The organism is Jilunia laotingensis (assembly GCF_014385165.1).
In the GTDB taxonomy this organism is placed as follows: domain Bacteria; phylum Bacteroidota; class Bacteroidia; order Bacteroidales; family Bacteroidaceae; genus Bacteroides; species Bacteroides laotingensis.
In genome coordinates, this window is sequence record NZ_JACRTF010000001.1 from 2,255,127 (window position 1) to 2,278,519 (window position 23,393).

The following is a 23,393-nucleotide window of genomic DNA, read 5'->3' on the forward strand; positions in this document are numbered from 1 at the left end:
TGTCCACACCAGCCTTTTTCCCTTTAAGGGCTGTTTATTTACTGATAATTCACTACTTTTGTTCTGTATTTAGCTTAGAAAGGATTGATATGAATTTAGGAGTCGTCTTACCATGTACATTGCTTTATGGGGGAGTGAAACGTTTTATGGAGCTTGGCAACATCTTTATCGAGATGGGGCATCGTTTTACCGTTTATTCTCCCGATGCCCAACAACCTGACTGGTTTGACTTCAAAGGTGAGGTGAAGCTGTTTGAAGCATTGAAGACCGATGAGCTGGATGCCCTCTTTTTTACCGAATACCGTTTCATTGAAGAAGTTTTGGGAGCTAACGCCAAACGGAGAATATTCTATCATGTCTCGAACGATAAACAGATAAAGAAGATAGCCAAACTTAAAAATGTAGAGGTATTGGCATGTTCCACCAATATCTGTGAGTTCGACAAGAAGTACGGGTTGAATTCATTCAAAGCAATCGGTGGTGTTAATCTAATGAACTATACTCCCAAGACAGATTATTCTTTAGGGGAAGATCGTCCGATATATATTCTTACTTACGGGCGATTGGCTATGAGATGCAAAGGGGTAAAATATGTAGTAAGAGCCTGTGAGAAACTATATAGAAAAGGCTTTAATATAAAGCTATTGCTTTTTGACACTCCCGTTACTCCGAAAGGGAAAAAAAGATTGGCTGAGTTTAAGGCGAAAGTACCTTATGAGTTCATATTGAACCAACCGATAAATAAGAATTCCGAGATGTTTAACCGGGCAGACATCTATGTTGCGGCTGAAGGGCAGGCCGGATGGTCGAATACAGTTGCCGAAGCGATGGCTTGTGCGCTTCCGGTGGTTGCAACTACTGCCGGGACGAAAGATTTACTGTTCGACAACCGTACAGGATTGGTCTGCTGGCGAAATTCATTCTCCATCCGGCGCAACATAAAGAAGCTGATTAATGATGAGAAGTTGCGTGAGACATTGGGGAGGAACGGGCGTATTAATGTTGAAAACTTCGATTGGCATGAGCTGGCAAAGAAAATAGAAGGATACCTTCTGTCGCCAGCTCCGATAAGATAATGCTTGCTTATGGATGTGAAGAATTTTTTGCTTGTTAAAACAGGCTTGGCAGCTTATAAGAGAGAAAAGAACCGGATTCCCAGGGTTTTGTTTTATCACGGTGTGTCGGACATACATACACCGTTCGTTGAAAGTTTGCATATACCCCCGGAAGAGTTTAAAAGGCAGTTGGAGTATTTACAACTGAACTTCGATCTGATATCGATGGATGAATATTACCGTCGGTGGAGGTCGAATTCGTTTACCGGTGAAGAAGCCACATTGACTTTTGATGACGGATACCGGAATAATTTGACCTTTCTAGCTCCCATTCTTCAGGACTTAAACATACCTTTCACTGTATTTATTGCTACACATCACATAGACACCGGGAAACGTTTTTCCACTTTTATAGGAAGGGCAGTCGTCATGCACCCGGAAGTAAGGCGGCTGAATGTTCCGGCAATGGGATTGGATGTCGTACTAACTTCGGCTCGGCAGCGAAAGAAAGTGTTTAAAGTAATCAGCCACCGATTGAAACATTCGGAGATTAAAACGGTGGATTTGATCACCGACCAATTGATCGGCCAATTGTCTTCTCAACAATATCAACAACTTTGCAGTGATTTTCAGGCAGATGCCTTGATGACTTGGAAAGATGTCATCACATTGCAATCCTATTATGATTGTACCATTGGTTCTCATTGCCTTGATCACTTCATTTGCGATACTTTTCAGGAAACTGCCGAAATACAGCGTCAGATCATAGAGAGTAAGAAAGTGATTGAAGAGAAACTCGAGATTCCTTGCCATTATTTAGCTTACCCCAATGGGAATGTTTGTCCGGCAGCGTTAGATGCTGCCAAAGAAGCGGGTTACCGGTTGGCCTTTACGACGGATAACGTCCGGGTCACGCCCGAAATCTCTCCTTTTGCAATGCCCCGTTACGGTGTCGATTTTCATTGGAATACGTTCGTTGCCGATCTGTCTTTTAAACCGAAATAATTGCCGATAAGGGACTTTCGGTATTAAATAATTATTATTTTTGCACCACAATTATCGAGTAGCCACATCATAAAACCTACATTTGACAATGATTTCTATAATTACTGCTATTTACAACCAGCTGGATATGAATAAACTGTATTGGGAGTATTTGAATAAATACACCGATCATCCATTTGAATTGATCATTATTGATAATAATTCCGATGATGGCAGCAGGGAGTTCTTTCAATCGCTGGGGGAAAAGGTAAAGGTGATAGCCAATCGGGAGAATTACTCTTATCCTTATTGCCAGAACCAGGGAATAGCGATTGCCAAATATGATATTCTTGCCTTTTTTAACAACGACATGTTGGTGTCGCCCCATTGGGATAGCCGTGCGTTGCAGGTTTTGGGCAAGGACAACCGGGATGTCATCAGCCTTGGAAGTAACGACAGGCTTTATGACCAAAAGACATCGAAGTCTTTGCAAAGAAGATGGAAACACATTAAATATCCGTGTATCATGCTTTTCGGGCAGAAGATGTTCGGGTTAAAACTGATGCAGCGCATGTGTTACGGCAACTGGGAAAAGTTCTGCGAAAAGAATTACAAACGTTACGGAGCATCGTTTACTGTCGGTTTCTCCGGTGCCTCTATACTTATGAATCGCAAAGCAATAGAAAAGATCGGTCTTTGGGACGAAAGCCAGCAGTTTGCCGATTTCGATTTGTTCTTCCGTTCTTGCCAACGGGCGGAAACCGTGGGCGACCTTCAGCCATTGGCTGTGGTGAACGGGATTTTTACCCATCATTACAGACGTCTGACTTTATATTCCAATTGCCCGCCTTTTGCAGATGCTGCCCGGCTGATCCCTTTGGAAAAGAAATGGCCACCCACGGATTATAACCGATGGATGGCATTGATCAATTTTCAAAAGAGTTCTTTATAGTCTTCCGTCCGAACAGGTTTTATCTAAAGCTCCTTTTACATCGTATACGATACCGTTTTCACTGCAAAACGAACGGATGGGCACGGTTTTAAACTGACAGTGTGCCACTGCTAGGATAATTGCCTCATATTTGGAAGCGGGCAGTTCGGAGAGCATTTCCAGTCCGTACTCTTTCTTTACCTCATCGGCCGATGCCCAAGGGTCATAGACGTCTACTTGCAAGTCGAATTCCTGCAATGTGCGGATGATGTCGACCACTTTGGTATTTCGAACGTCAGGGCAGTTCTCCTTGAATGTGATTCCCATAACCAATATGCGGGATTCTTTGATGAATTGTCCTTTCTTTATCATGCATTTCAAGACTTGTTTGGCGATATATTCACCCATCCCGTCATTCATGCGGCGCCCTGCCAGGATCACTTCTGGGTGATAACCCAAACCTTGCGCCTTCTGTGCCAAATAATAAGGGTCGACTCCGATGCAATGTCCTCCTACCAGTCCAGGTTTGAAAGGAAGGAAGTTCCATTTGGTGGCGGCCGCTTCCAGCACTGCGGTGGTGTCGATATTCATCAGATTGAAAATGCGTGCCAGTTCATTTACAAAGGCTATATTGATATCTCGTTGTGAGTTCTCGATTACTTTGGCTGCTTCTGCTACCTTGATGCTCGGTGCCAGATGAGTCCCGGCACTGATAACAGATGAATAGAGTTTGTCAACCGTTTGCCCGATTTCGGGTGTTGAACCGGAAGTGACTTTCTTTATTTTATCGACTGTATGTTCCTTGTCGCCCGGATTGATTCGTTCGGGAGAATATCCGGCATAAAAGTCCTTATTAAATTCCAGGCCGGATAATCTTTCTATGACAGGAATGCAATCTTCCTCCGTTGCTCCGGGATAGACGGTCGATTCGTATATCACGATGTCTCCGTGTCCTATCACCTTTCCTACGGTTTCACTGGCTTTCAAGAGCGGGGTCAAGTCCGGACGATTGTATTTGTCTACCGGAGTAGGAACGGTCACTATGTAAATGTTGCAATCTTTCAGATCTTCCATCCGGCAACTGCAATACAATCCCGTTTCATTCTCTGCCGGAGGAGTGGGAGTAAGTACTTGTTCCAGTATATCTTGCGATACTTCCAGCGTTTCATCGATGCCGGACATTATTTGGCTTACCCGTTTTTGTTTAGTGTCGAATCCTATCACCGGATATTTTGTCGCAAATAGACGCGCCAATGGCAGGCCGACATACCCTAACCCTATGATGGCGATTTTTATATTTTGCATATTCCTCTTCTCTTTATTTTAGGTTTTCCCAATACCATTTTACGGCTTCTTTCAGCCCGCGTTTGATGTCATATTCCGGTGCATATCCCAAGGATTTCCGTGCTTTGTCGATGGAAGCGAGTGAATGGGGGATATCGCCCTTTCTGTAGGGACCGTGTTGAATTTTGGTTTCTGCTATCACCGGATCATATTCGCTTAGAAACTCTTTCAAGTAGTCGACGAGTTGATTGAGTGTCGTATTTGTTCCGAAGGCAGTATTGTAAACAGTGTTGATAGCGTCCGGGTTTTGCGTTTTCATAGCGAGCATGTTCATCTGGAGTACATTGTCGATATAGGTAAAGTCCCGTGAATACTCCCCGTCACCATTGATCAGAACCGGTTCATGCCGGATCATTTGCAAGACAAACTTAGGAATCACGGCCGCATAAGCTCCATCTGGCGACTGCCTTCTTCCGAACACATTGAAGTATCTCAGCCCGATGCATTCCATGCCGTAAGTACGGGCGAATACGTCGGCATATAGTTCGTTGACGTATTTAGTAATGGCATACGGGGAGAGGGGGCGACCGATCACCTCCTCTACCTTGGGAAGGCTGGCGGAATCACCATAAGTGGACGAGCTGGCTGCATAGATGAAGCGCTTCACACCGGCATCTCTGGCAGCGACAAGCATGTTAAGAAATCCGCTGATGTTCACCTCATTGGTGGTTTGCGGGTCATTGATGGAACGAGGTACAGAGCCTAAAGCGGCCTCATGGAAAACATATTCTGCACCGGCTACGGCCTTCGTGCAATCTTCCGGTTTACGGATGTCACCGACAATAAGGTTAAAACGTTCGCGGTACTCGCGCAACAGCATTTCTATATTCTCGAATTTGCCTGTTGCAAAGTTGTCCAGGCATGTCACTTTGTGTCCGTCTTTTAATAATCGCTCGCATAGGTTGGAGCCGATGAAACCGGCTCCGCCGGTTACTAATATTTTAAACATATCGTTAGATTTTAAATACATCTATTTGAATTCACGGCAAAGTTAGTATTCTTTTTCATATCTTTGTCACCATGTATACCGATTTAAAAGCAAGACGATTATGATTAAAGTTTCTGGATATTGCCGGTCGTTTCTGCTGTTAGGGTTTCTTTTATCCTTTTCGGCATGTAAGGACGATGATAAGGTAGTGAATGATATTACTACGAACAGGTGGATTGAGAATACCATGCGGAGTTACTATTACTGGTATGGTGATATTCCTGAAACAAACAAGTTGAATTTCGAGACGTCCCCCGAGGTGTTTTTTCAATCGTTGCTGTCGGAAAAAGACGGGAAAGACAATAATCAGGTGTCCGGTGGGCATTATTACTATTCCACGATCAAGAAGAAATCGGCCTCTACCCGGGCTTATTTAGGAGAAGGCCCTTCTTTGGGATTTGAGTTCCAAAATTGGTTTTTCACCAGTAACAACAGGTATGCGGTTAGCGTTCTTTATGTATTACCAGGCTCTCCGGCAGACCTGGCAGGTCTGAGGAGGGGGGATTGGATTCATAGTATAGACGGGGTAGCTGTGAATAATAGCAATATATATGATTTGTTAGGTAGCAAGACTGTGACAGTTGGTGTCTCGGACAGCTATAGGAAGCTATTTTCAACACGATCGGTCGAGTTGGTTCCGGCAACTGTGAAGGATAACCCGGTATTTCTGACAAAAGTGTATAATGATCTCTCGACCGGTGGCAAGAAAGTGGGATATCTGGTTTATAATCATTTCACTTCCGGCCCCGATGGTGATACGGATACGGAATATGACGATGACCTTCGCCAGGCGTTTGCCCGATTTAAGGCTGCCCAAGTGCAGGAGTTTGTCCTCGACTTGCGATACAATGGCGGTGGATTGGTCACTTCGGCACAATTGCTTTCCGAAATGCTGGCTCCTGCCTCTGCGTTAGGAAAGACGTTTTGTGATCTGGTATACAGTGACAAACAAAATAAAACAGTAAATTATCAATTACGGCAGACCGGTCAGAATTTGGACTTACCCCGCTTGATCGTGTTGACCAGTAGCCGTACGGCATCTGCATCGGAAGCGGTGATTAATGGGCTCAAGCCATTTTATCAGGTAATGGTGATAGGCGAACGGACCGAAGGTAAGAATGTAGGTTCCATCACATTGTCGAGCGATAAATATGAATACGACCTGCACCCTATTGTCTGTAGGATATACAATGCTAAAGGTGAATCGGATTATGAAGACGGTTTCGTTCCCGACTGGACATTGTCGGAGGATCAACGTGTCATTGAAGGGCATGTCGAGCTTGGCGATAAAGACAATGATCCTCTGTTGGCGGTGGCTGTTTATACGATCCGTACCGGTAGTCTTCCTAGGATAAATGTCGCCCGTTCTGCCGGAATGGATATTGTTTCCGGTTACTGTTCTTTGGACGAAAAGTCCGGCAGTGGGGTTCGCGTACCTTTTTGATAGCATATCGGACGGATATTGATCATAAAGAAAAACATTACCTCTTTTTACTAACCGATACATTACTTGGGAAGCATTAAGTAGCAAGTAACGTGGCTGAGATGTTGCATAAATATGCATGAATGTCGGTCGTTTGCTGCCTGACATGCAACATGTACAGAGATGAAACACGGTTTCTTCCCTTCCGAATGCGATTTGCTCGGTGACGAGAGACGGCTTCATCGGTGATGAGACCCGGTTTGGTCGGTGATGAAGCACGGTATCATCGGTGATGAAGACCGGATACCTCGGTGATGAGAAGTTTTTTAGTTGCAAAGGAAGCATCTCATGCTTGTGCGCCAAGCTTTTTGATGCTGGTTGCTATCAAAAGTAGGATAGAGGAACAGTTGCTATTTGATCAAATAAAAGCGATACTTGCTTGCAAGGAAATATCAAAGAAGCTCGTTTCTTGGCGAAAGGTTCGGAATGTGCTATAATATTTGTCTTTCTGAATTCTGCTAATGCCTTCTCCTTGCGTTATTTGTAAGGTGCCCTCCTTATACCCGGAATGAAAGCATCCTCGGCAATCAGGATTATCATTTTGACAAAAAGAAAGTTGTATGAGCTTGCTGGCACTGAAATTTGTGTGGAGTAGGACACCCGGACATGGATTCTGTGTGGTTCAGAAGAATGAAGATAGTGAAATAATAGGTCGGTAACTGACATATGTAAGCAATTAACCGCCTAAACCTATGTGAATATAATAAATATTGTTATCTTTGCCTCCCAATATCTATTATTTGTTAGCAAAGTGATATCAGTAGAAGGACTTAGTGTAGAGTTTAATGCCACGCCCTTATTTTCGGACGTGTCTTATGTGATCAATAAAAAAGACCGTATTGCCTTGGTAGGTAAGAACGGTGCAGGCAAATCTACCATGCTGAAAATTTTGGCTGGTTTGCAAAGCCCTACGACAGGCATTGTTGCCATCCCCAAAGAAGTCACCATCGGCTATTTGCCGCAGGTGATGATTCTCAGCGACAAACATACCGTAATGGAAGAAGCCGAACAGGCTTTCGAACATATTTTCAGATTGCAGGCCGAACTGGAACAGATGAACCGGCAATTGGCTGAACGTACCGATTATGATTCCGAAGATTATCATAAACTTATAGACCGTTTTACGCATGAGAATGACCGCTTCCTGATGATGGGCGGCACAAATTTTCGTGCGGAAATTGAACGTACGCTGCTCGGATTAGGTTTCACCCGTGTGGATTTCGACCGTCCTACCAGTGAGTTCTCCGGTGGGTGGCGGATGCGTATCGAGTTGGCCAAGCTTTTGCTGCGCCGTCCCGATGTGTTGCTCCTTGACGAGCCTACCAACCATCTCGACATAGAGAGCATTCAATGGCTGGAAAATTTTCTTTCCACCCGTGCCAATGCAGTAGTGCTTGTCAGCCACGACCGTGCATTCCTCAATAATGTCACGACACGCACCATAGAAATCACTTGTGGGCAGATATACGACTATAAGGTGAAATACGATGAATTTGTCGTATTGCGCAAGGAACGACGCGAACAACAACTCCGAGCCTTTGAAAATCAGCAGAAGCAGATACAGGATACGGAGGACTTCATTGAACGCTTCCGATACAAAGCGACTAAAGCCGTACAGGTGCAGAGCCGCATCAAGCAATTGGAAAAGATAGAACGTATTGAAGTGGATGAAGAAGATAATTCCGCGCTGCGCCTGAAATTCGTTTGTTCCAGCCGTAGTGGCAATTATCCCGTGATTTGTGAAGACGTAATGAAAGCTTATGGCGAGCATATCGTTTACCACGACGTGAACCTTACGATAAACCGGGGTGAAAAAGTCGCGTTTGTGGGTAAGAACGGTGAAGGGAAATCTACGCTTGTGAAATGTATCATGGGAGAGATCGCTGACTATCAGGGTAAACTGACAATCGGACACAATGTGCAGATCGGCTATTTTGCGCAGAATCAGGCACAGATGCTGGACGAGAATCTTACCGTCTTCGATACGATAGACCGTGTGGCGGTAGGCGATATCCGGCTAAAGATACGTGATATCCTGGGAGCATTTATGTTCGGTGGCGAAGCTTCCGACAAGAAAGTGAAAGTTCTCTCCGGTGGTGAACGTACCCGTCTGGCTATGATCAAGCTCTTGCTGGAACCGGTAAATTTCCTTATCCTTGATGAGCCTACCAATCACCTCGATATGCGTTCGAAGGATGTCCTGAAAGAGGCAATCCGCGAATTTGACGGCACGGTGATAATTGTCAGCCATGACCGTGATTTCTTGGACGGCCTTGCGACTAAGGTATATGAGTTCGGTGGAGGCCTTGTGAAAGAACACATTGGTGGTATTTACGATTTTCTGCAAAAGAAGAAGATAGAAAGCCTGAACGAATTGCAAGCTTCAATATCCCTTTCGATGTCGTCTACTGCCTCCACGAAGGATAATGCATCTGCGGAGCAACCACCTTCGGAAAACAAGCTCTCTTATGAGGCTCAGAAAGAGCTGAACAAGAAAATAAAAAAGTTAGAACGCCAGGTGGCCGATTGCGAGTCGGCAATAGAGCAGACCGAATCTGCCATAGCCATGCTCGAGGAGAAGATGGCCACTCCGGAAGGAGCATCTGATATGTCTCTCTACGAACAGCATCGGAAATTGAAAGAACAGCTTGACCGGACGGTTGAGGAGTGGGAACAGGTTTCGATGGAGCTGGAGGAGATAAAACAAGAATGAAAGTGACACTTTTATAACCCTATAATATTTATTATATGAAAGTAACCAAGTATTTACCAATCCTAGCAATTTGTCTTATGACAACAGGATGTAACAGCAGCAAGCAGCAGGCCACATCAACTTCTGGTCTCGATCTTGCTAATCTTGACACAACGGCTCTTCCGGGAACCGATTTCTATCAGTATGCCTGTGGCGGCTGGATGAAGAATCATCCCCTTACTGACGAGTATTCACGTTTCGGCTCTTTCGACATGCTTGCCGAAAACAACCGCAAACAACTTCGCGGCCTTATCGAAGAATTGGCTGCTACCCAGCACGAAGCCGGTAGCATAGCACAGAAAGTGGGTGATTTGTATAACATTGCGATGGATAGTGTAAAGCTTAACAAAGAAGGTGTCGCTCCTATTAAACCGGAATTGGAAAAGATTGCTGCCATTAAGGACAAGTCCGAAATCTATCCCCTTATTGCCGAGATGCAAAAGAATGGAATGTATCCTTACTTTGCCGTCTATATAGGTGCGGACGATATGAACAGTTCGATGAATATGGTACATGCCGTTCAAGCCGGTTTAGGAATGGGTGAACGCGATTATTACCTTGAGAACGATGAAAGAACCAAGGAAATCCGCGATGCCTATCAAAAGCATGTTGTCAAGATGTTCCAATTGGCCGGATTTGATGAGGCGGCTGCACAGAAGGCTATGGCATCGGTCATGAATATTGAAAACCGTCTTGCCAAGTCTGCGCGTTCTATGGTTGAAATGCGCGACCCGCATGCCAACTATAATAAGAAGGCGATGGAAGAGCTGAAGAAGGAATATGCGCCTTTCGCTTGGGATATGTTCTTCTCCAATCTCGGACTGAATGATGTCGCTGAAGTGAATATCGGCCAGCCGAATTCTATAAAAGAGGTGAATGAAATCATCAACACCGTTCCTTTGGAAGATCAGATCGCTTATTTGCAATGGAATCTTATCAATAGTGCAGCAGGCTATCTGAGTGATGACTTCGTAGCACAGAATTTTGACTTCTATGGCAAGACGATGTCCGGAAGAAAAGAGATGCAACCGCGTTGGAAACGTGCTGTAAGCACGGTAGACGGTTCATTGGGTGAAGCTGTCGGCCAAATGTATGTAGAGAAATACTTCCCGGCTGCCGCTAAAGAACGTATGGTAGGTCTAGTGAAAAACCTGCAGACCTCTTTGGGCGAGCGTATTCAGAAATTGCCTTGGATGAGTGACGAAACCAAGCAGAAAGCACTTGAGAAATTGGCTACTTTCCATGTCAAGATTGGTTATCCGGACAAATGGAAAGATTACTCTTCATTGGATATTAAGAATGATACTTATTGGGCAAACATCGAACGTGCCAACCAGTGGGGACATAATGAAATGATTGCTAAGGCCGGCAAACCGGTAGATAAGGATGAGTGGATGATGACCCCTCAGACAGTAAATGCATATTACAATCCTACGACCAATGAAATTTGTTTCCCGGCTGGAATCTTACAATATCCGTTCTTCGATATGGATGCCGACGATGCCTTCAACTATGGTGCTATCGGTGTGGTGATCGGTCATGAAATGACTCACGGATTTGACGATCAGGGACGGCAGTATGACAAAGACGGTAATCTGAAAGATTGGTGGACTGAACAAGATGCAAAGAACTTTGAAGAACGTGCCCAAGTGATGGTTAACTTCTTTGACAGCATTGAAGTGGCACCGGGCGTACAAGCAAATGGCGAAGTTACGCTGGGCGAAAATATTGCCGATCACGGTGGCTTGCAAGTATCTTATCAGGCATTCAAGAATGCTACGGCTCAGGCTCCGTTGCCCGTTGAAAATGGTTTTACACCCGAACAACGCTTCTTCTTGTCATATGCTAATGTATGGGCCGGCAATATCCGTCCGGAAGAAATTCTTCGTTTGACCAAACTCGATGTGCATTCATTGGGTAAATGGCGTGTGGATGGAGCATTGCCACAGATTGACGCATGGTATGAAGCATTTAACATTACGGAGGAAGATCCGTTGTATATACCGGCTGATAAACGTGTATCTATTTGGTAATAGTTTCGTATAAACGATAACCCTTATATGAAAGCGCTGGCTCATAATCTTTTGAGTCAACGCTTTTTTATCATTAATTCACACCTTATTTGTTACGCGCGATAAACAATATTTCGTAACTTTGCACACCAAATACTTAATAAGCAAGCCCATGTCTGAGTCTAAAAGAATTAAAACCGCATTGGTGTCGGTTTATCATAAGGAAGGTTTGGATGAAATTATCACCAAACTGCATGAAGAAGGTGTAGAGTTTTTATCGACAGGCGGAACTCGCCAGTTTATCGAATCATTAGGATATCCCTGCAAGGCTGTGGAAGATCTGACTTCTTATCCCTCCATCCTTGGTGGCCGTGTGAAAACTCTCCATCCGAAAATATTCGGAGGTATCCTTTGCCGTCGCGGGCTGGAACAGGACATCCAGCAGATTGAGAAATATGAAATACCGGAAATAGACCTCGTGATCGTAGACCTCTATCCGTTTGAAGCCACAGTTGCTTCGGGCGCGGATGAGGCCGCCATCATTGAGAAGATCGATATAGGCGGAATCTCATTGATTCGTGCCGCTGCAAAAAACTATAATGATGTCGTGATCGTTGCTTCTCAGGCGCAGTATAAACCGTTGCTCGACATGTTGATGGAACACGGGGCAACTTCTACGCTTGAAGAACGCCGTTGGATGGCTAAAGAAGCATTTGCTGTGTCGTCCCATTACGATTCCGCGATCTTCAACTACTTTGACGCGCAGGAAGGTTCGGCTTTCCGTTGCTCGGTCAACGATCAGAAAACTCTTCGTTACGGTGAGAATCCGCATCAAAAAGGTTACTTCTATGGAAACTTGGATGCGATGTTCGACCAGATTCATGGAAAGGAAATCTCATACAACAACTTGCTTGACATAAATGCGGCTGTTGATTTGATCGATGAGTTTGAAGATGTGACGTTCGCCATATTGAAGCACAACAACGCCTGTGGCTTGGCTTCACGGCCTGCCGTCATCGATGCATGGAAAGATGCTTTGGCAGGTGATCCGGTTTCTGCGTTTGGCGGAGTGTTGGTTACGAATGCGGTGATTGACAAGGAGACTGCTGAAGAGATCAATAAGATATTCTTTGAAGTTGTGATAGCTCCCGATTATGACGTGGATGCACTTGAGATTCTGGGGCAGAAAAAGAATCGCATCATTCTTGTCCGCAAAGAGGCTAAATTGCCCAAGAAGCAATTCCGGTCTTTACTTAACGGTGTGCTTGTGCAGGAGAAAGATACGAATATAGAAACCACAGCCGATTTGAAGACTGTGACCGATAAAGTGCCTACTCCGGAAGAAGTAGAAGACATGTTGTTTGCCAATAAGATTGTGAAAAACAGCAAGTCGAATGCGATTGTTCTGGCCAAAGGGAAACAGTTGCTGGCAAGCGGTGTAGGTCAGACTTCACGTGTCGATGCGCTTAAGCAAGCAATCGAAAAAGCGAAATCATTCGGTTTCGATCTGAAAGGAGCTGTCATGGCATCGGATGCTTTCTTCCCCTTCCCGGACTGTGTGGAGATAGCAGGTAATGAAGGTATTACAGCTGTTATCCAACCGGGTGGTTCGGTAAAGGATGAACTGACGTTCGATTATTGTAATGAACATGGCATTGCGATGGTAACGACAGGCATCCGTCATTTTAAACATTAATATAGATGGGAATTAAGGTTCGTCCTTAATTCTCCATTCTTAATTCTTCATTAAATTATATGGGATTATTCTCTTTTACGCAAGAAATTGCGATGGACCTTGGCACTGCCAACACTATCATCATTACCAATGGTAAGATTGTAGTGGACGAACCGTCGGTGGTAGCTTTGGATCGTCGTACAGATAAGATGATTGCCGTGGGTGAAAAGGCAAAGTTGATGCATGAAAAAACCCACGAAAATATACGCACAATCCGTCCGTTGCGTGACGGTGTAATTGCCGACTTCTATGCTTGCGAGCAGATGATGCGCGGACTTATTAAGCAGGTCAACACCCGTGGACATCTGTTTTCCCCCTCTTTGCGTATGGTGATTGGTGTCCCTTCCGGTAGTACGGAGGTTGAGCTGCGTGCCGTTCGTGACTCTGCCGAACATGCGGGTGGCAGGGACGTTTATCTGGTATTTGAGCCGATGGCAGCTGCTATCGGTATCGGTATCGATGTCGAGGCACCCGAAGGGAACATGATTGTTGATATAGGTGGTGGCTCTACGGAAATTGCTGTAATATCGTTGGGCGGTATCGTTTCGAATAACTCGATTCGTATTGCCGGGGATGATCTTACTGCCGATATTCAGGAATATATGAGCCGTCAGCATAATGTGAAAGTCAGTGAACGTATGGCGGAACGTATTAAGATTAATGTAGGCGCTGCACTTACCGAACTTGGTGATGATGCTCCCGAAGATTATATCGTTCACGGGCCGAATCGCATCACGGCACTTCCGATGGAAGTTCCGGTATGTTATCAGGAAGTGGCACATTGCTTGGAAAAATCTATTTCTAAGATTGAAACCGCCATTCTGAGCGCATTGGAGAACACTCCTCCCGAGCTTTATGCCGATATTGTACACAACGGTATTTATCTTGCTGGTGGCGGTGCATTGCTTCGTGGTCTGGACAAACGTTTAACGGATAAGATAAATATTCCTTTCCATATTGCTGAAGATCCTCTTCATGCGGTGGCAAAAGGTACGGGAGTAGCATTGAAGAATGTAGATCGCTTCTCGTTCCTGATGAGATGAGAATTTGTTTATGCGAAACTTACTCAACTTTCTTATAAAGTACAATTACTGGTTCCTCTTTGTTTTTCTGGAGGTAATCAGTTTTGTTTTGTTGTTTCGCTTTAACTACTATCAGCAGAGTGTCTTTTTTACATCGGCTAATGTCGTTTCCGGTAAGGTATACGAGGTTTCCGGTGGGATTACTTCTTATTTTCACTTGAAAACTGTTAATGAGGGCCTGCTTGACCGGAATATGCTGCTTGAACAACAGATATCCAATTTGGAGAAGGTGTTGAAGGATCATAAATTAGATTCTACAAGTATAAACAGTATACGAGGCATTTCTGATAATAGTTACCAGATATTTAAGGCACATGTTATCAATAACAGTTTGAATCAGGCTGATAATTATATTACGCTTGATCAGGGGAGTGCTGAGGGTATCCGTCCGGAAATGGGTGTTGTCGATGGAAACGGAGTGGTAGGGATTGTTTATAAAACATCTCCGGACTATTCACTTGTCATATCGGTGCTGAATAGCAAGTCAAGTATCAGTTGCAAGATCGTAGGAAGCGAGTATTTTGGTTACTTGAAGTGGGAGCATGGTGATTCACGTTATGCTTATCTGAGGGATCTGCCTCGTCACGCAGAATTCAATTTGGGAGATACAGTGGTGACAAGCGGTTATTCGACTGTTTTTCCGGAAGGAGTGATGGTAGGTACGGTTGATGATATGTCCGATTCTAATGACGGTCTTTCTTATCTGTTGAAGATTAAGCTGGCGACTGATTTTGGCAAATTGAGTGATGTGAGAGTAATCGCCCGGAGCGGTCGGGAAGAGCAGAAAGAGCTTGAAAAATCGGTTGCGAACTAATGATTATAAATTATATACATAGGATAGGATGGTTGGTCGGTTTGGTGCTTCTTCAAGTGCTGATACTGAACAATGTTCATATCGGGGGGTATGCTACGCCTTTTCTATATGTCTATTTCATCCTCAAATTTCCTTCCGGCACCTCAAGGAATGAATTGATGTTGTGGGCTTTCTTTTTGGGATTAATGATCGATATATTTTCTAATACACCCGGAATGAATGCTGCAGCTACGGTTTTACTGGCTTTTGTGCGTCCTACCTTCTTACGTTTGTTCACTCCACGTGATACGCTGGATAGCATTATCCCGTCTATTCGGACTTTGGGAATCTCTTCTTTTCTAAAGTACGCAGTGACATGTGTCTTTATTCATAATCTGGTATTGTTGAGTCTAGAATTCTTTTCTTTTTCCAGTATCCCTCTGCTGCTGTTACGCGTAGTTGCGTGTACATTATTGACTGTTACATGTATTATGGCTGTTGAAGGTATAAGGAGATAGTCATGGCAAAGGATTATGTATTAGAAAAACGAAAATTTGTTATTGGAGGAGTTGCTATTTGTATCGTCCTTATTTATTTGATACGCCTGTTTGTATTACAGATTTCTACGGATGACTATAAGAAAAATGCGGATAGTAACGCCTTCTTGAATAAAATACAGTATCCCTCTCGTGGAGCTGTTTACGATCGTAACGGTAAACTGCTTGTTTTTAATCAGCCGGCTTATGACATAACGATTGTCCCTAAGGAGATTGAGAATCTGGATACTCTGGATCTTTGTCGTACGTTGAACATAACCCATGCGCAGTTTCTGAAGATCATGAGTGATATGCGGGATCGCCGTAGAAATCCCGGTTATTCGAGATATACTAACCAGTTATTCATGTCCCAGCTGTCTGCCGAAGAATGTGGGGTGTTTCAGGAGAAGCTATTCAAATTTCCCGGGTTTTATATCCAGCGCCGTACTATCCGTCAATATACTTATAACTCTGCCGCCCATGCTTTGGGAGATATCGGTGAAGTGTCCATGCGTGATATAGAAAATGATGATTACTACATACGCGGAGATTTCATCGGGAAACAGGGAGTGGAAAAATCATATGAGAAATATCTTCGTGGGGAGAAAGGTGTCGAGATATTGCTGCGCGATGCGCATGGGCGCATACAAGGCCATTATATGGATGGAAAGTTCGACCGTCCTTCCATTCCGGGGAAAAATCTGACATTAGGTATCGATATTGACCTGCAAATGTTGGGCGAAAGGTTGATGCAAAACAAAATCGGTAGTATTGTTGCCATTGAACCGGAGACAGGAGAGATACTCTGTCTGGTTTCTTCTCCCAATTTCGATCCTCATTTGATGATTGGCCGCCAACGTGGTAATAATCATCTTATGCTGCAGCGTGACAAGCGCAAACCTCTCTTGAACCGAGCTTTGATGGGAGCTTACCCTCCGGGGTCAACCTTTAAAACGGCACAGGGACTTGTCTTTTTGCAAGAAGGGATTATTCAGGAAAACACTCCTGTTTTTCCCTGTTCCCATGGATTCAATTATGGAAGCCTGCATGTGGGATGTCACGGGCATGCTTCTCCTTTGCCCTTAATTCCTGCTATTGCAACTTCTTGTAACTCTTATTTTTGTTGGGGGCTTTTCCGTATGTTAGGTGACCGTAAGTATGGTTCTCCTCAAAATGCTTTGACTGTATGGAAAGACCATATGGTTTCCCAGGGATTTGGGTATCGCTTGGATGTGGATTTACCAGGTGAGGGTCGTGGATTCATACCTAATGCGGGAGTTTATGATAAGGCTTATCGCGGTCGTTGGAACGGATTGACTATTATCAGTATTTCCATTGGGCAGGGTGAGATTCTTGCTACTCCTTTGCAGATAGCAAATCTTGGCGCAACCATTGCTAATCGAGGGCATTTTACACCTCCCCATATTGTGAAGGAGATTCAGGATGGAGAACTTGATAGCATTTATCGTACGCCGAGGGTTCCTACCATAGAGCGTCAATATTATGAAGAGATCGTGAAAGGCATGAGGGCGGCAGTGACGGGTGGGACTTGTCGTATAGCGGGCTCCATCCTACCGGGTGTGGAAGTTTGTGGAAAGACGGGTACGGCACAGAACCGTGGGAAAGACCATTCTGCTTTTATGGGTTTCGCACCGATGAATAATCCGAAGATTGCGATTGCGGTATATGTGGAGAATGGTGGTTTTGGAGCGACTTATGGAGTTCCTATCGGTGCTTTAATGATGGATCAGTATTTGCATGGTAAGCTATCTCCCGAAAACGAGAAGCTTGCGGAAGATTTTAGTAACAGAATTATATATTATGGTGACGAGGAGCGATAATTTATGGAAGACATTGGATTGGGTGACAATACTGCTTTACCTTCTCCTTATCATTGCCGGATGGTTTAGCGTTTGTGGAGCCAGTTATGATTATGGAGATCGTGACTTCCTTGATTTTTCTACTCGTGCGGGTAAGCAGTTCATGTGGATCATTTGTTCGTTTGGTTTGGGCTTTGTGTTATTAATGCTGGAGGACCGGATGTATGACATGTTTGCTTACATCATTTATGTAGGAATGATATTACTTCTTATCGTTACCATTTTTATCGCTCCCGATGTCAAAGGGTCACGGTCCTGGTTGCAGTTGGGGCCTGTCAGCCTTCAGCCTGCGGAGTTTGCCAAGTTTGCTACTGCTCTTGTGCTTGCCAAGTATATAAATTCTTACTCTTTTAATATAAAAAAAACAAAGTGCTTTCTGTTGCTCCTGGCTTTTATCATGCTTCCCATGGTGCTGATCGTGTTGCAGAAAGAAACAGGTTCTGCATTGGTTTATCTGGCTTTCTTTCTGGTACTCTACCGGGAGGGTATGCCGGGTGTAGTACTTTTTTCGGGAGTGTGTGCTGTCGTTTATTTTGTCGTTGGTATACGTTTTGATCAGGTATATATTGCCGACACACCGACACCGATCGGAGAGTTTGCCGTTCTTTCTATGGTTCTGCTATTTGCTGGAGCCATGGTATGGGTATATAAGAAGAAGTGGGAACCGGTAAGAAACATTATTGGGGGGAGTCTGATTGTCATGTTGCTTGCCTATTGTATCTCGGAATATATTGCGCCTTTCAATCTGGTGTGGGTGCAGTGGTTACTTTGTGTAGTGGCTGTCGGTTACTTGCTGTTTCTGTCATTACGGGAAAGGCAGAAGGCATATTTACTTATTAGTCTTTTTGCGGTTGGGTCTGTCTGCTTCCTTTATTCCAGTGACTACGTGTTCGATAATATACTGGAACCGCATCAGCAGATTCGTATCAAGGTGGTACTCGGTATGGAGGAAGATCTTACCGGTGCCGGATATAATGTCAACCAGTCTAAGATTGCCATTGGATCGGGTGGACTAACGGGAAAAGGTTTTTTGAACGGGACACAGACCAAATTGAAATATGTTCCTGAACAGGATACGGATTTTATATTTTGTACGGTAGGTGAGGAGCAGGGATTTGCTGGGTCTGCGATTGTCCTGTTGTTGTTCCTTGCTCTCATACTGCGGTTGATAACGGTTTCTGAACGGCAACCTTCAGCATTTGGGCGCGTCTATGGCTATTCCGTTGTCAGTATTTTCCTATTTCATGTTTTTATTAATATCGGTATGGTGCTTGGGTTGACACCGGTGATTGGTATTCCTCTTCCGTTCTTTAGTTATGGGGGGTCTTCTTTGTGGGGATTTACGATTTTATTGTTTATATTCCTTCGGATTGATGCTGGGCGGAGTCGGAGGTTATGATTTATTTTTCTATTTTAATTCCAACGGCATTAACGCCTTTCAAGTGTTCATCGTTCATGCAGTGGGACACTTTAAGTGTATAGTTTCCCGGATGCTTTGTCGTGGTTTTGCCAATAGGGAGAGCCGATTGAAACAAGCTTCCCCATCCGGTACCATACCATTTACCTTCTTTATCAGCCAATACGAAGAGGAGTGTATCTGTTTTCCAGTTCGTGCTATCTTCCAAGTTATGACTTATTGCCAGGTATAAATTCCGGTAGGCATATTTGCTCTCGTTTCGTATCTCTGCCGTAAGGTTTAGTGGAATTAAGGAATCATTGAGGGGAATATTAAAAAAGAGTGTATCACTCTTTTCCCAGCCGTCCGTTGGGATCGGCTGGTAAGTATGATACACTGTATTTTCATTGCAGGCGGCAATTAGCCAACCTATTATTACGGTCCATATGCTACTCTTGAGCAGTCTTTTCATTCTCTTGCGACTTTTCTGTTTTTTGAGATTTTTCTCCATTCTGTGACCTATCCTGACCTTTGGGTCGCTCACTGTTTTGAGGTCGTTCCGCAGATTGTAGTCTCTCTCCTTTCTGCGCCCTTTCTTGATTCTTAGGTTGGGTACTTGTTTGTGGACGTTCTACATACTGTGGCTTTTCTCCCTTTCGGGTGTTTTCACTGTTATATGAGGAGCGGTTGTTGCTATTCTTAGGCCGTTCATTCTTTGAACGTTGTTGCTCACCTCCGTTCTCTGATTGTCTACGGTTGTTGCGTTCACCGTTGTTTTCCTGTTGTGGACGATTGTTGCGGTTTCCGCCATTCTCTTGCTGCTGCCGGTTCGAACGGTTACCATTTTCTTGCTGAGGGCTTGGGTTGTTGTTAGCACCTTCTGCTCCCTGCTGTTGGTTGTTGGCACCTTTTTTCTTCTTCTTATTTCTTCCGTTGTTATCGTTTGCTCCTCCATCCTTGCGGCGCCGTTCACGGTCGAATCGGGTTAAACTTTCTTGCTCTACCAAGTCTACAGGTTTCTTGGGTTCTTGTTTGTGAGCTTCTTCCAGCAGACTGTCTGGTTTAATTCCCTTTTTGTTCATGCTGATGATTTCAAAAGCTCTTTTCCCATTGATGGTAACGAGATTGGCTGGAAAGGCTTTGTCGGTTGAGTAAGTAATCTGATTGCTTAGGATATCCGCCTTAAAGAAATAGAATGTTCCGTCTTTCGTTTCAAGTTCGATTTCTTTGGACGGGAGCCGTTTTTGGGCTTCTACATAGCAATCAATTTCGTAATTCAGACAACATTTCAGTTTCGCGCATTGCCCTGCCAATTTTTGTGGATTCAGTGAAATGTCCTGATAACGGGCTGCACTGGTGGATACCGATACGAAACTTGTCATCCAGGTAGCACAACAAAGTTCTCGTCCGCAAGGTCCGATTCCTCCGATACGCCCGGCTTCCTGACGGGCACCTATCTGTTTCATTTCAATTCGCACACGGAATGCTTCGGCCAGCACTTTTATTAATTGCCGGAAATCTACCCGTTCGTCTGCTATATAATAGAATATAGCTTTATTCCCGTCTCCCTGGTATTCGACATCTCCTATTTTCATGTCCAGGTTTAGGCTGGCTGCGATCTGGCGGGAACGGATCATGGTAGAATGTTCCTTGGCTTTCGCTTCTTCGAACTTCTCCATATCTACCGTTTTTGCTTTTCTGTAGATGCGTTTGATTTCGGTATCCGGCTTGATGTTCGCTTTACGCATTTGCAGCGGAACGAGTCTGCCTGTCAGTGTCACTTCACCGATGTCATGGCCTGGTGTGGCTTCTACTGCCACAATATCTCCTTTTTCCAGCTTTATCTTATTGCTGTTCCGATAATACCCCTTACGGGTATTTTTAAACTGAACTTCTACCATGTCGCTCTCTTCTGCGTTGCCTGGTATATCGGCCAGCCAATCGTAGGTATTCAGTTTTTTATCTTGCCGAGAGCAACCTTTGCAGCAAAGGCCGCCACTCCCATTATGTAATATAAAGTCCATTTGTTATTTATAATTTATTCCCTATGGTCATGACCTTTGTTTGATTATAACTCATAGGTACGTTAACGATTTCCAGTTTATAATTATTCAAATTTCAACTCTTCAACAGTACGATCATTTTTAATGAAAAGTCGAAAAATATCATCTTAGCATTTACGTTCTGTTCTACATGCCATTGCGCTTCGCTTAGTTCGTCCATGATGCCCATTACGTTCCTTTCATTGACAAAAGGTGAAAAGCGAGTGGCGAAATTCTGTTCGTCCGGTGTCATATATACCAGTTCTTTTTGATGCAGGTTATAGATGAAGTTTTCCCTGATCATCCTCTGGCAATAGGACAGAAAGTTTTTTTGCCGTTCTCTTCCTAGTCCGGCTATCTGATCGCTCCATTGCTTCATCTCCCTTATTTTTCGTTGATAGGAGAGGCGCATCAAGCTGACGAACAGTTCGAAAAACAGGTGGTTCTCTTCATTCAAATGGATCGTTTCGAGGGCTTTGATGAAGTTTCCATTGGCTAAATGAGCTATGGAAAGGCTTGTAGACTGTTGCACACTATACTTTTGCTCCAACACTTGTGCGATGTCTTTTTCTGCTATTTTGCGGACGTTTATCCGCTGCGTTCGACTTAATATAGTTTGCAGGATCATATCCGGTGCTTCTGACACCAGAAGGAAGATGGTCTTTGCGGGTGGCTCTTCCAGTAATTTCAACAGTTTATTGGCGCACGCAAGCTGCATCTTTTCCGGTAGCCAGATGATGGTGATCTTGAAGCCGCCTTCACTTGATTTCAGGCTGAGCTTTTTCATGATCTCATCGCTCTCTTTGGTGTAGATGACAGCCTGTGAGTTCTCCGCGTTGATTTCGTTCAGCCAGTGATTGAGGTTGAAATACGGATTGTTCAGAACAATTCGGCGCCACTCAACGATATAATCATCGCTTCTGCTATTTTTTACTACCGGAAATGTAAAGTGGACGTCGGGGTGAACGAGCTTATTAAATTTCACGCACGACGGACAAACTCCGCAAGCATCTGTGGCACTCCGGTTGGTGCAACTGATGTAGCGGGCATAAGCCAGTGCCAGGGGGAGCTTGCCAACGCCCTCCGATCCGCAGATGAGCTGTGCGTGAGGAATACGTCCTTCGTTTACCTCCTGTATGAGTCTTTGTTTTATCTCTTCTTGTCCGATTACGTCTTTGAAAAACACTTTACTTTCTATAATTTAATTGTTTAAACTTTATTTTTAGTTCGGTGCAGCTTAATAAATTTCTTTTGCTACTTCCTTGATGCTGTCCACTGCACCGATGGAGTAAAAATGTATACTTGGTACTCCATGTGCCATTAATTCGCGGCATTGCATCACACACCATTCAATACCGACCTTCTGAACTTCTGCGTCGTTTTTGCATCTCAAAGTCTCTTTTACAAGTTCTTCGGGTAAGTCAACTTTGAATGTTTTCGGTATCATGCTTAATTGGGATAACTTTTTGAAAGGCTTTATTCCAGGGATGATCGGTACATGGATGCCGGCTTCCTTGGCTCGTTCCACGAAATCGAAATATTTCTGATTGTCATAGAAAAGCTGAGTTACTGCATATTCTGCACCGTTTTCTATTTTCTTTTTCAACCAGTAGATATCCGAATCCATGTTGGGAGATTCTTCGTGTTTCTCCGGATAGCAAGCTACTCCGTATGAAAAAGGGGTGTTGGTAACTTTCATTTCCGATCCGTCGACGAAGATTCCTTTATTGAAGTTATTGATCTGTTCCTGTAATTCGGTGGCGTGGTGATATCCGTCTCCTTCGGGAGTAAATACAGACTCATGCTTGGCTTTATCACCACGAAGTACCAATAAGTCAGTAATTCCTAGAAATTGCAGATCCAGTAGTACATATTCTGTTTCTTCACGGGAAAAGCCGCTACAAAGAATATGAGGTACCACCGTTATGTTATATTTATTTTGAATAGCTGCCGCAACGGCTACTGTTCCCGGACGTCTCCTCAGCTTAGTTCGCTGGAATAATCCGCTCCCTAAGTCTTTATAGACATATTCACTACGATGAGTTGTTATATTAATGTATTTAGGATTAAACTCATGAAGTATATCGATGTCTTTGTACAGTTTCTCAATGCCTGTGCCTTTCAATGGAGGGAGGATTTCAAAGGAGAAAGCAGTTTTTTCGTTGCTTTGTATATGGTCTATTACTTTCATCAATTTTATTGTTCTTCTTTGCTTCTGTTTACTATAAATGCATATTGGGACAAAAATACGAAAAAATGCAGAGATATTATATGAGCCTGTTTAAATTTTATTTATTAGTGCCCTAATAGATACTGGTTTTGTCATTTTCCTTGTTGATTAGGACGTTAGTCCATAGCTTCAGTAGAGCCTTGTCTGCTG

General features: G+C 44.0%; 18 protein-coding genes. 12 read left to right on the forward strand and 6 right to left on the reverse strand.

Features of this window, described 5'->3' with window-relative positions:
• The first annotated feature begins 89 nt into the window (after nt 1-89).
• The 3 genes from H8744_RS08505 to H8744_RS08515 all read left to right on the forward strand — a co-directional run bounded on the left by H8744_RS08505 (nt 90) and on the right by H8744_RS08515 (nt 2,991).
• The gene (locus H8744_RS08505) at nt 90-1,076 is read left to right on the forward strand and encodes a glycosyltransferase family 4 protein (protein WP_262434425.1); all 987 of its coding nucleotides are present in this window, start codon (nt 90-92) and stop codon (nt 1,074-1,076) included.
• Between the two features lie 9 nt (nt 1,077-1,085).
• A complete protein-coding gene (locus tag H8744_RS08510) occupies nt 1,086-2,060 on the forward strand; it encodes a polysaccharide deacetylase family protein (protein WP_262434426.1) in 975 nt (324 codons plus the stop codon).
• 88 nt (nt 2,061-2,148) lie between these two features.
• Complete coding sequence (locus tag H8744_RS08515; RefSeq protein ID WP_262434427.1) at nt 2,149-2,991, forward strand: glycosyltransferase family 2 protein; 843 nt, start codon at nt 2,149-2,151, stop codon at nt 2,989-2,991.
• Here the strand turns inward: H8744_RS08515 and H8744_RS08520 are convergent.
• Entirely contained in the window at nt 2,986-4,275 is a 1,290-nt protein-coding gene (locus tag H8744_RS08520; RefSeq protein WP_262434428.1) for a nucleotide sugar dehydrogenase, read from the reverse strand. The two genes, H8744_RS08515 and H8744_RS08520, sit on opposite strands and share 6 nt — an antisense overlap.
• Nucleotides 4,276-4,288: 13 nt before the next feature.
• Complete coding sequence (locus H8744_RS08525; RefSeq protein ID WP_262434429.1) at nt 4,289-5,263, reverse strand: SDR family oxidoreductase; 975 nt, start codon at nt 5,261-5,263, stop codon at nt 4,289-4,291.
• 100 nt (nt 5,264-5,363) lie between these two features.
• Between H8744_RS08525 and H8744_RS08530 the strand changes: the two genes are divergently transcribed.
• From H8744_RS08530 to rodA, 9 genes are all read left to right on the forward strand, one after another.
• Nucleotides 5,364-6,746 (forward strand): S41 family peptidase, encoded by a 1,383-nt coding sequence (locus tag H8744_RS08530; protein ID WP_262434430.1) that lies wholly within the window; start codon nt 5,364-5,366, stop codon nt 6,744-6,746.
• Nucleotides 6,747-7,536: 790 nt separating this feature from the next.
• Entirely contained in the window at nt 7,537-9,498 is a 1,962-nt protein-coding gene (locus H8744_RS08540; RefSeq protein ID WP_369411069.1) for an ABC-F family ATP-binding cassette domain-containing protein, read from the forward strand.
• Nucleotides 9,499-9,533: 35 nt separating this feature from the next.
• A complete protein-coding gene (locus H8744_RS08545) occupies nt 9,534-11,570 on the forward strand; it encodes a M13 family metallopeptidase (protein WP_262434431.1) in 2,037 nt (678 codons plus the stop codon).
• A 151-nt stretch (nt 11,571-11,721) separates the two neighbouring features.
• Nucleotides 11,722-13,245 carry a bifunctional phosphoribosylaminoimidazolecarboxamide formyltransferase/IMP cyclohydrolase gene (purH, locus tag H8744_RS08550; RefSeq protein WP_262434432.1) on the forward strand — a complete coding sequence of 508 codons (1,524 nt, stop codon included), beginning with the start codon at nt 11,722-11,724 and terminating at the stop codon, nt 13,243-13,245.
• A 59-nt stretch (nt 13,246-13,304) separates the two neighbouring features.
• Nucleotides 13,305-14,327: a rod shape-determining protein gene (locus H8744_RS08555; protein WP_262434433.1), complete on the forward strand. Its 1,023-nt coding sequence runs from the start codon at nt 13,305-13,307 to the stop codon at nt 14,325-14,327.
• 10 nt (nt 14,328-14,337) lie between these two features.
• On the forward strand, nt 14,338-15,180 hold the full coding sequence (gene mreC / locus H8744_RS08560; protein ID WP_262434434.1) for a rod shape-determining protein MreC: 843 nt from the start codon (nt 14,338-14,340) through the stop codon (nt 15,178-15,180).
• The gene (mreD, locus tag H8744_RS08565; protein ID WP_262434435.1) at nt 15,180-15,677 is read left to right on the forward strand and encodes a rod shape-determining protein MreD; all 498 of its coding nucleotides are present in this window, start codon (nt 15,180-15,182) and stop codon (nt 15,675-15,677) included. The genes mreC and mreD overlap by 1 nt, the downstream gene beginning before the upstream one ends.
• A gap of 2 nt (nt 15,678-15,679) precedes the next feature.
• Nucleotides 15,680-17,536 carry a peptidoglycan D,D-transpeptidase FtsI family protein gene (locus tag H8744_RS08570; protein WP_262434436.1) on the forward strand — a complete coding sequence of 619 codons (1,857 nt, stop codon included), beginning with the start codon at nt 15,680-15,682 and terminating at the stop codon, nt 17,534-17,536.
• Nucleotides 17,517-18,974, forward strand: coding sequence for a rod shape-determining protein RodA (rodA, locus tag H8744_RS08575; RefSeq protein ID WP_262434437.1), 1,458 nt, complete (start codon nt 17,517-17,519; stop codon nt 18,972-18,974). The genes H8744_RS08570 and rodA overlap by 20 nt, the downstream gene beginning before the upstream one ends.
• A gap of 1 nt (nt 18,975) precedes the next feature.
• On the opposite strand, the gene gldH is transcribed toward rodA, so the two are convergent.
• The 4 genes from gldH to metF form a co-directional block, all read right to left on the reverse strand.
• Nucleotides 18,976-19,443, reverse strand: a complete 468-nt coding sequence (gene gldH, locus H8744_RS08580) for a gliding motility lipoprotein GldH (protein ID WP_262434438.1) — start codon at nt 19,441-19,443, stop codon at nt 18,976-18,978.
• Nucleotides 19,421-20,995, reverse strand: coding sequence for a PSP1 domain-containing protein (locus H8744_RS08585; RefSeq protein ID WP_262434439.1), 1,575 nt, complete (start codon nt 20,993-20,995; stop codon nt 19,421-19,423). The genes gldH and H8744_RS08585 overlap by 23 nt, the downstream gene beginning before the upstream one ends.
• A 94-nt stretch (nt 20,996-21,089) precedes the next feature.
• Nucleotides 21,090-22,199, reverse strand: a complete 1,110-nt coding sequence (locus H8744_RS08590) for a DNA polymerase III subunit (RefSeq protein ID WP_262434440.1) — start codon at nt 22,197-22,199, stop codon at nt 21,090-21,092.
• A gap of 51 nt (nt 22,200-22,250) precedes the next feature.
• A complete protein-coding gene (metF, locus tag H8744_RS08595) occupies nt 22,251-23,204 on the reverse strand; it encodes a methylenetetrahydrofolate reductase [NAD(P)H] (protein ID WP_262434441.1) in 954 nt (317 codons plus the stop codon).
• Nucleotides 23,205-23,393: the final 189 nt, after the last annotated feature.

Excerpts from the sequence above, each read along its gene's own strand:
- H8744_RS08585 (WP_262434439.1), bottom strand. The coding sequence starts at position 20,995 with ATGGACTTTATATTACATAATGGGAGTGGCGGCCTTTGCTGCAAAGGT.
- H8744_RS08555 (WP_262434433.1), top strand. The coding sequence starts at position 13,305 with ATGGGATTATTCTCTTTTACGCAAGAAATTGCGATGGACCTTGGCACT.
- purH (WP_262434432.1), top strand. The coding sequence starts at position 11,722 with ATGTCTGAGTCTAAAAGAATTAAAACCGCATTGGTGTCGGTTTATCAT.
- H8744_RS08530 (WP_262434430.1), top strand. The coding sequence starts at position 5,364 with ATGATTAAAGTTTCTGGATATTGCCGGTCGTTTCTGCTGTTAGGGTTT.
- H8744_RS08570 (WP_262434436.1), top strand. The coding sequence starts at position 15,680 with ATGGCAAAGGATTATGTATTAGAAAAACGAAAATTTGTTATTGGAGGA.
- metF (WP_262434441.1), bottom strand. The coding sequence starts at position 23,204 with ATGAAAGTAATAGACCATATACAAAGCAACGAAAAAACTGCTTTCTCC.
- H8744_RS08525 (WP_262434429.1), bottom strand. The coding sequence starts at position 5,263 with ATGTTTAAAATATTAGTAACCGGCGGAGCCGGTTTCATCGGCTCCAAC.
- H8744_RS08510 (WP_262434426.1), top strand. The coding sequence starts at position 1,086 with ATGGATGTGAAGAATTTTTTGCTTGTTAAAACAGGCTTGGCAGCTTAT.
- H8744_RS08520 (WP_262434428.1), bottom strand. The coding sequence starts at position 4,275 with ATGCAAAATATAAAAATCGCCATCATAGGGTTAGGGTATGTCGGCCTG.
- mreC (WP_262434434.1), top strand. The coding sequence starts at position 14,338 with ATGCGAAACTTACTCAACTTTCTTATAAAGTACAATTACTGGTTCCTC.
- gldH (WP_262434438.1), bottom strand. The coding sequence starts at position 19,443 with ATGAAAAGACTGCTCAAGAGTAGCATATGGACCGTAATAATAGGTTGG.
- rodA (WP_262434437.1), top strand. The coding sequence starts at position 17,517 with ATGGTGACGAGGAGCGATAATTTATGGAAGACATTGGATTGGGTGACA.
- H8744_RS08545 (WP_262434431.1), top strand. The coding sequence starts at position 9,534 with ATGAAAGTAACCAAGTATTTACCAATCCTAGCAATTTGTCTTATGACA.
- mreD (WP_262434435.1), top strand. The coding sequence starts at position 15,180 with ATGATTATAAATTATATACATAGGATAGGATGGTTGGTCGGTTTGGTG.
- H8744_RS08505 (WP_262434425.1), top strand. The coding sequence starts at position 90 with ATGAATTTAGGAGTCGTCTTACCATGTACATTGCTTTATGGGGGAGTG.
- H8744_RS08515 (WP_262434427.1), top strand. The coding sequence starts at position 2,149 with ATGATTTCTATAATTACTGCTATTTACAACCAGCTGGATATGAATAAA.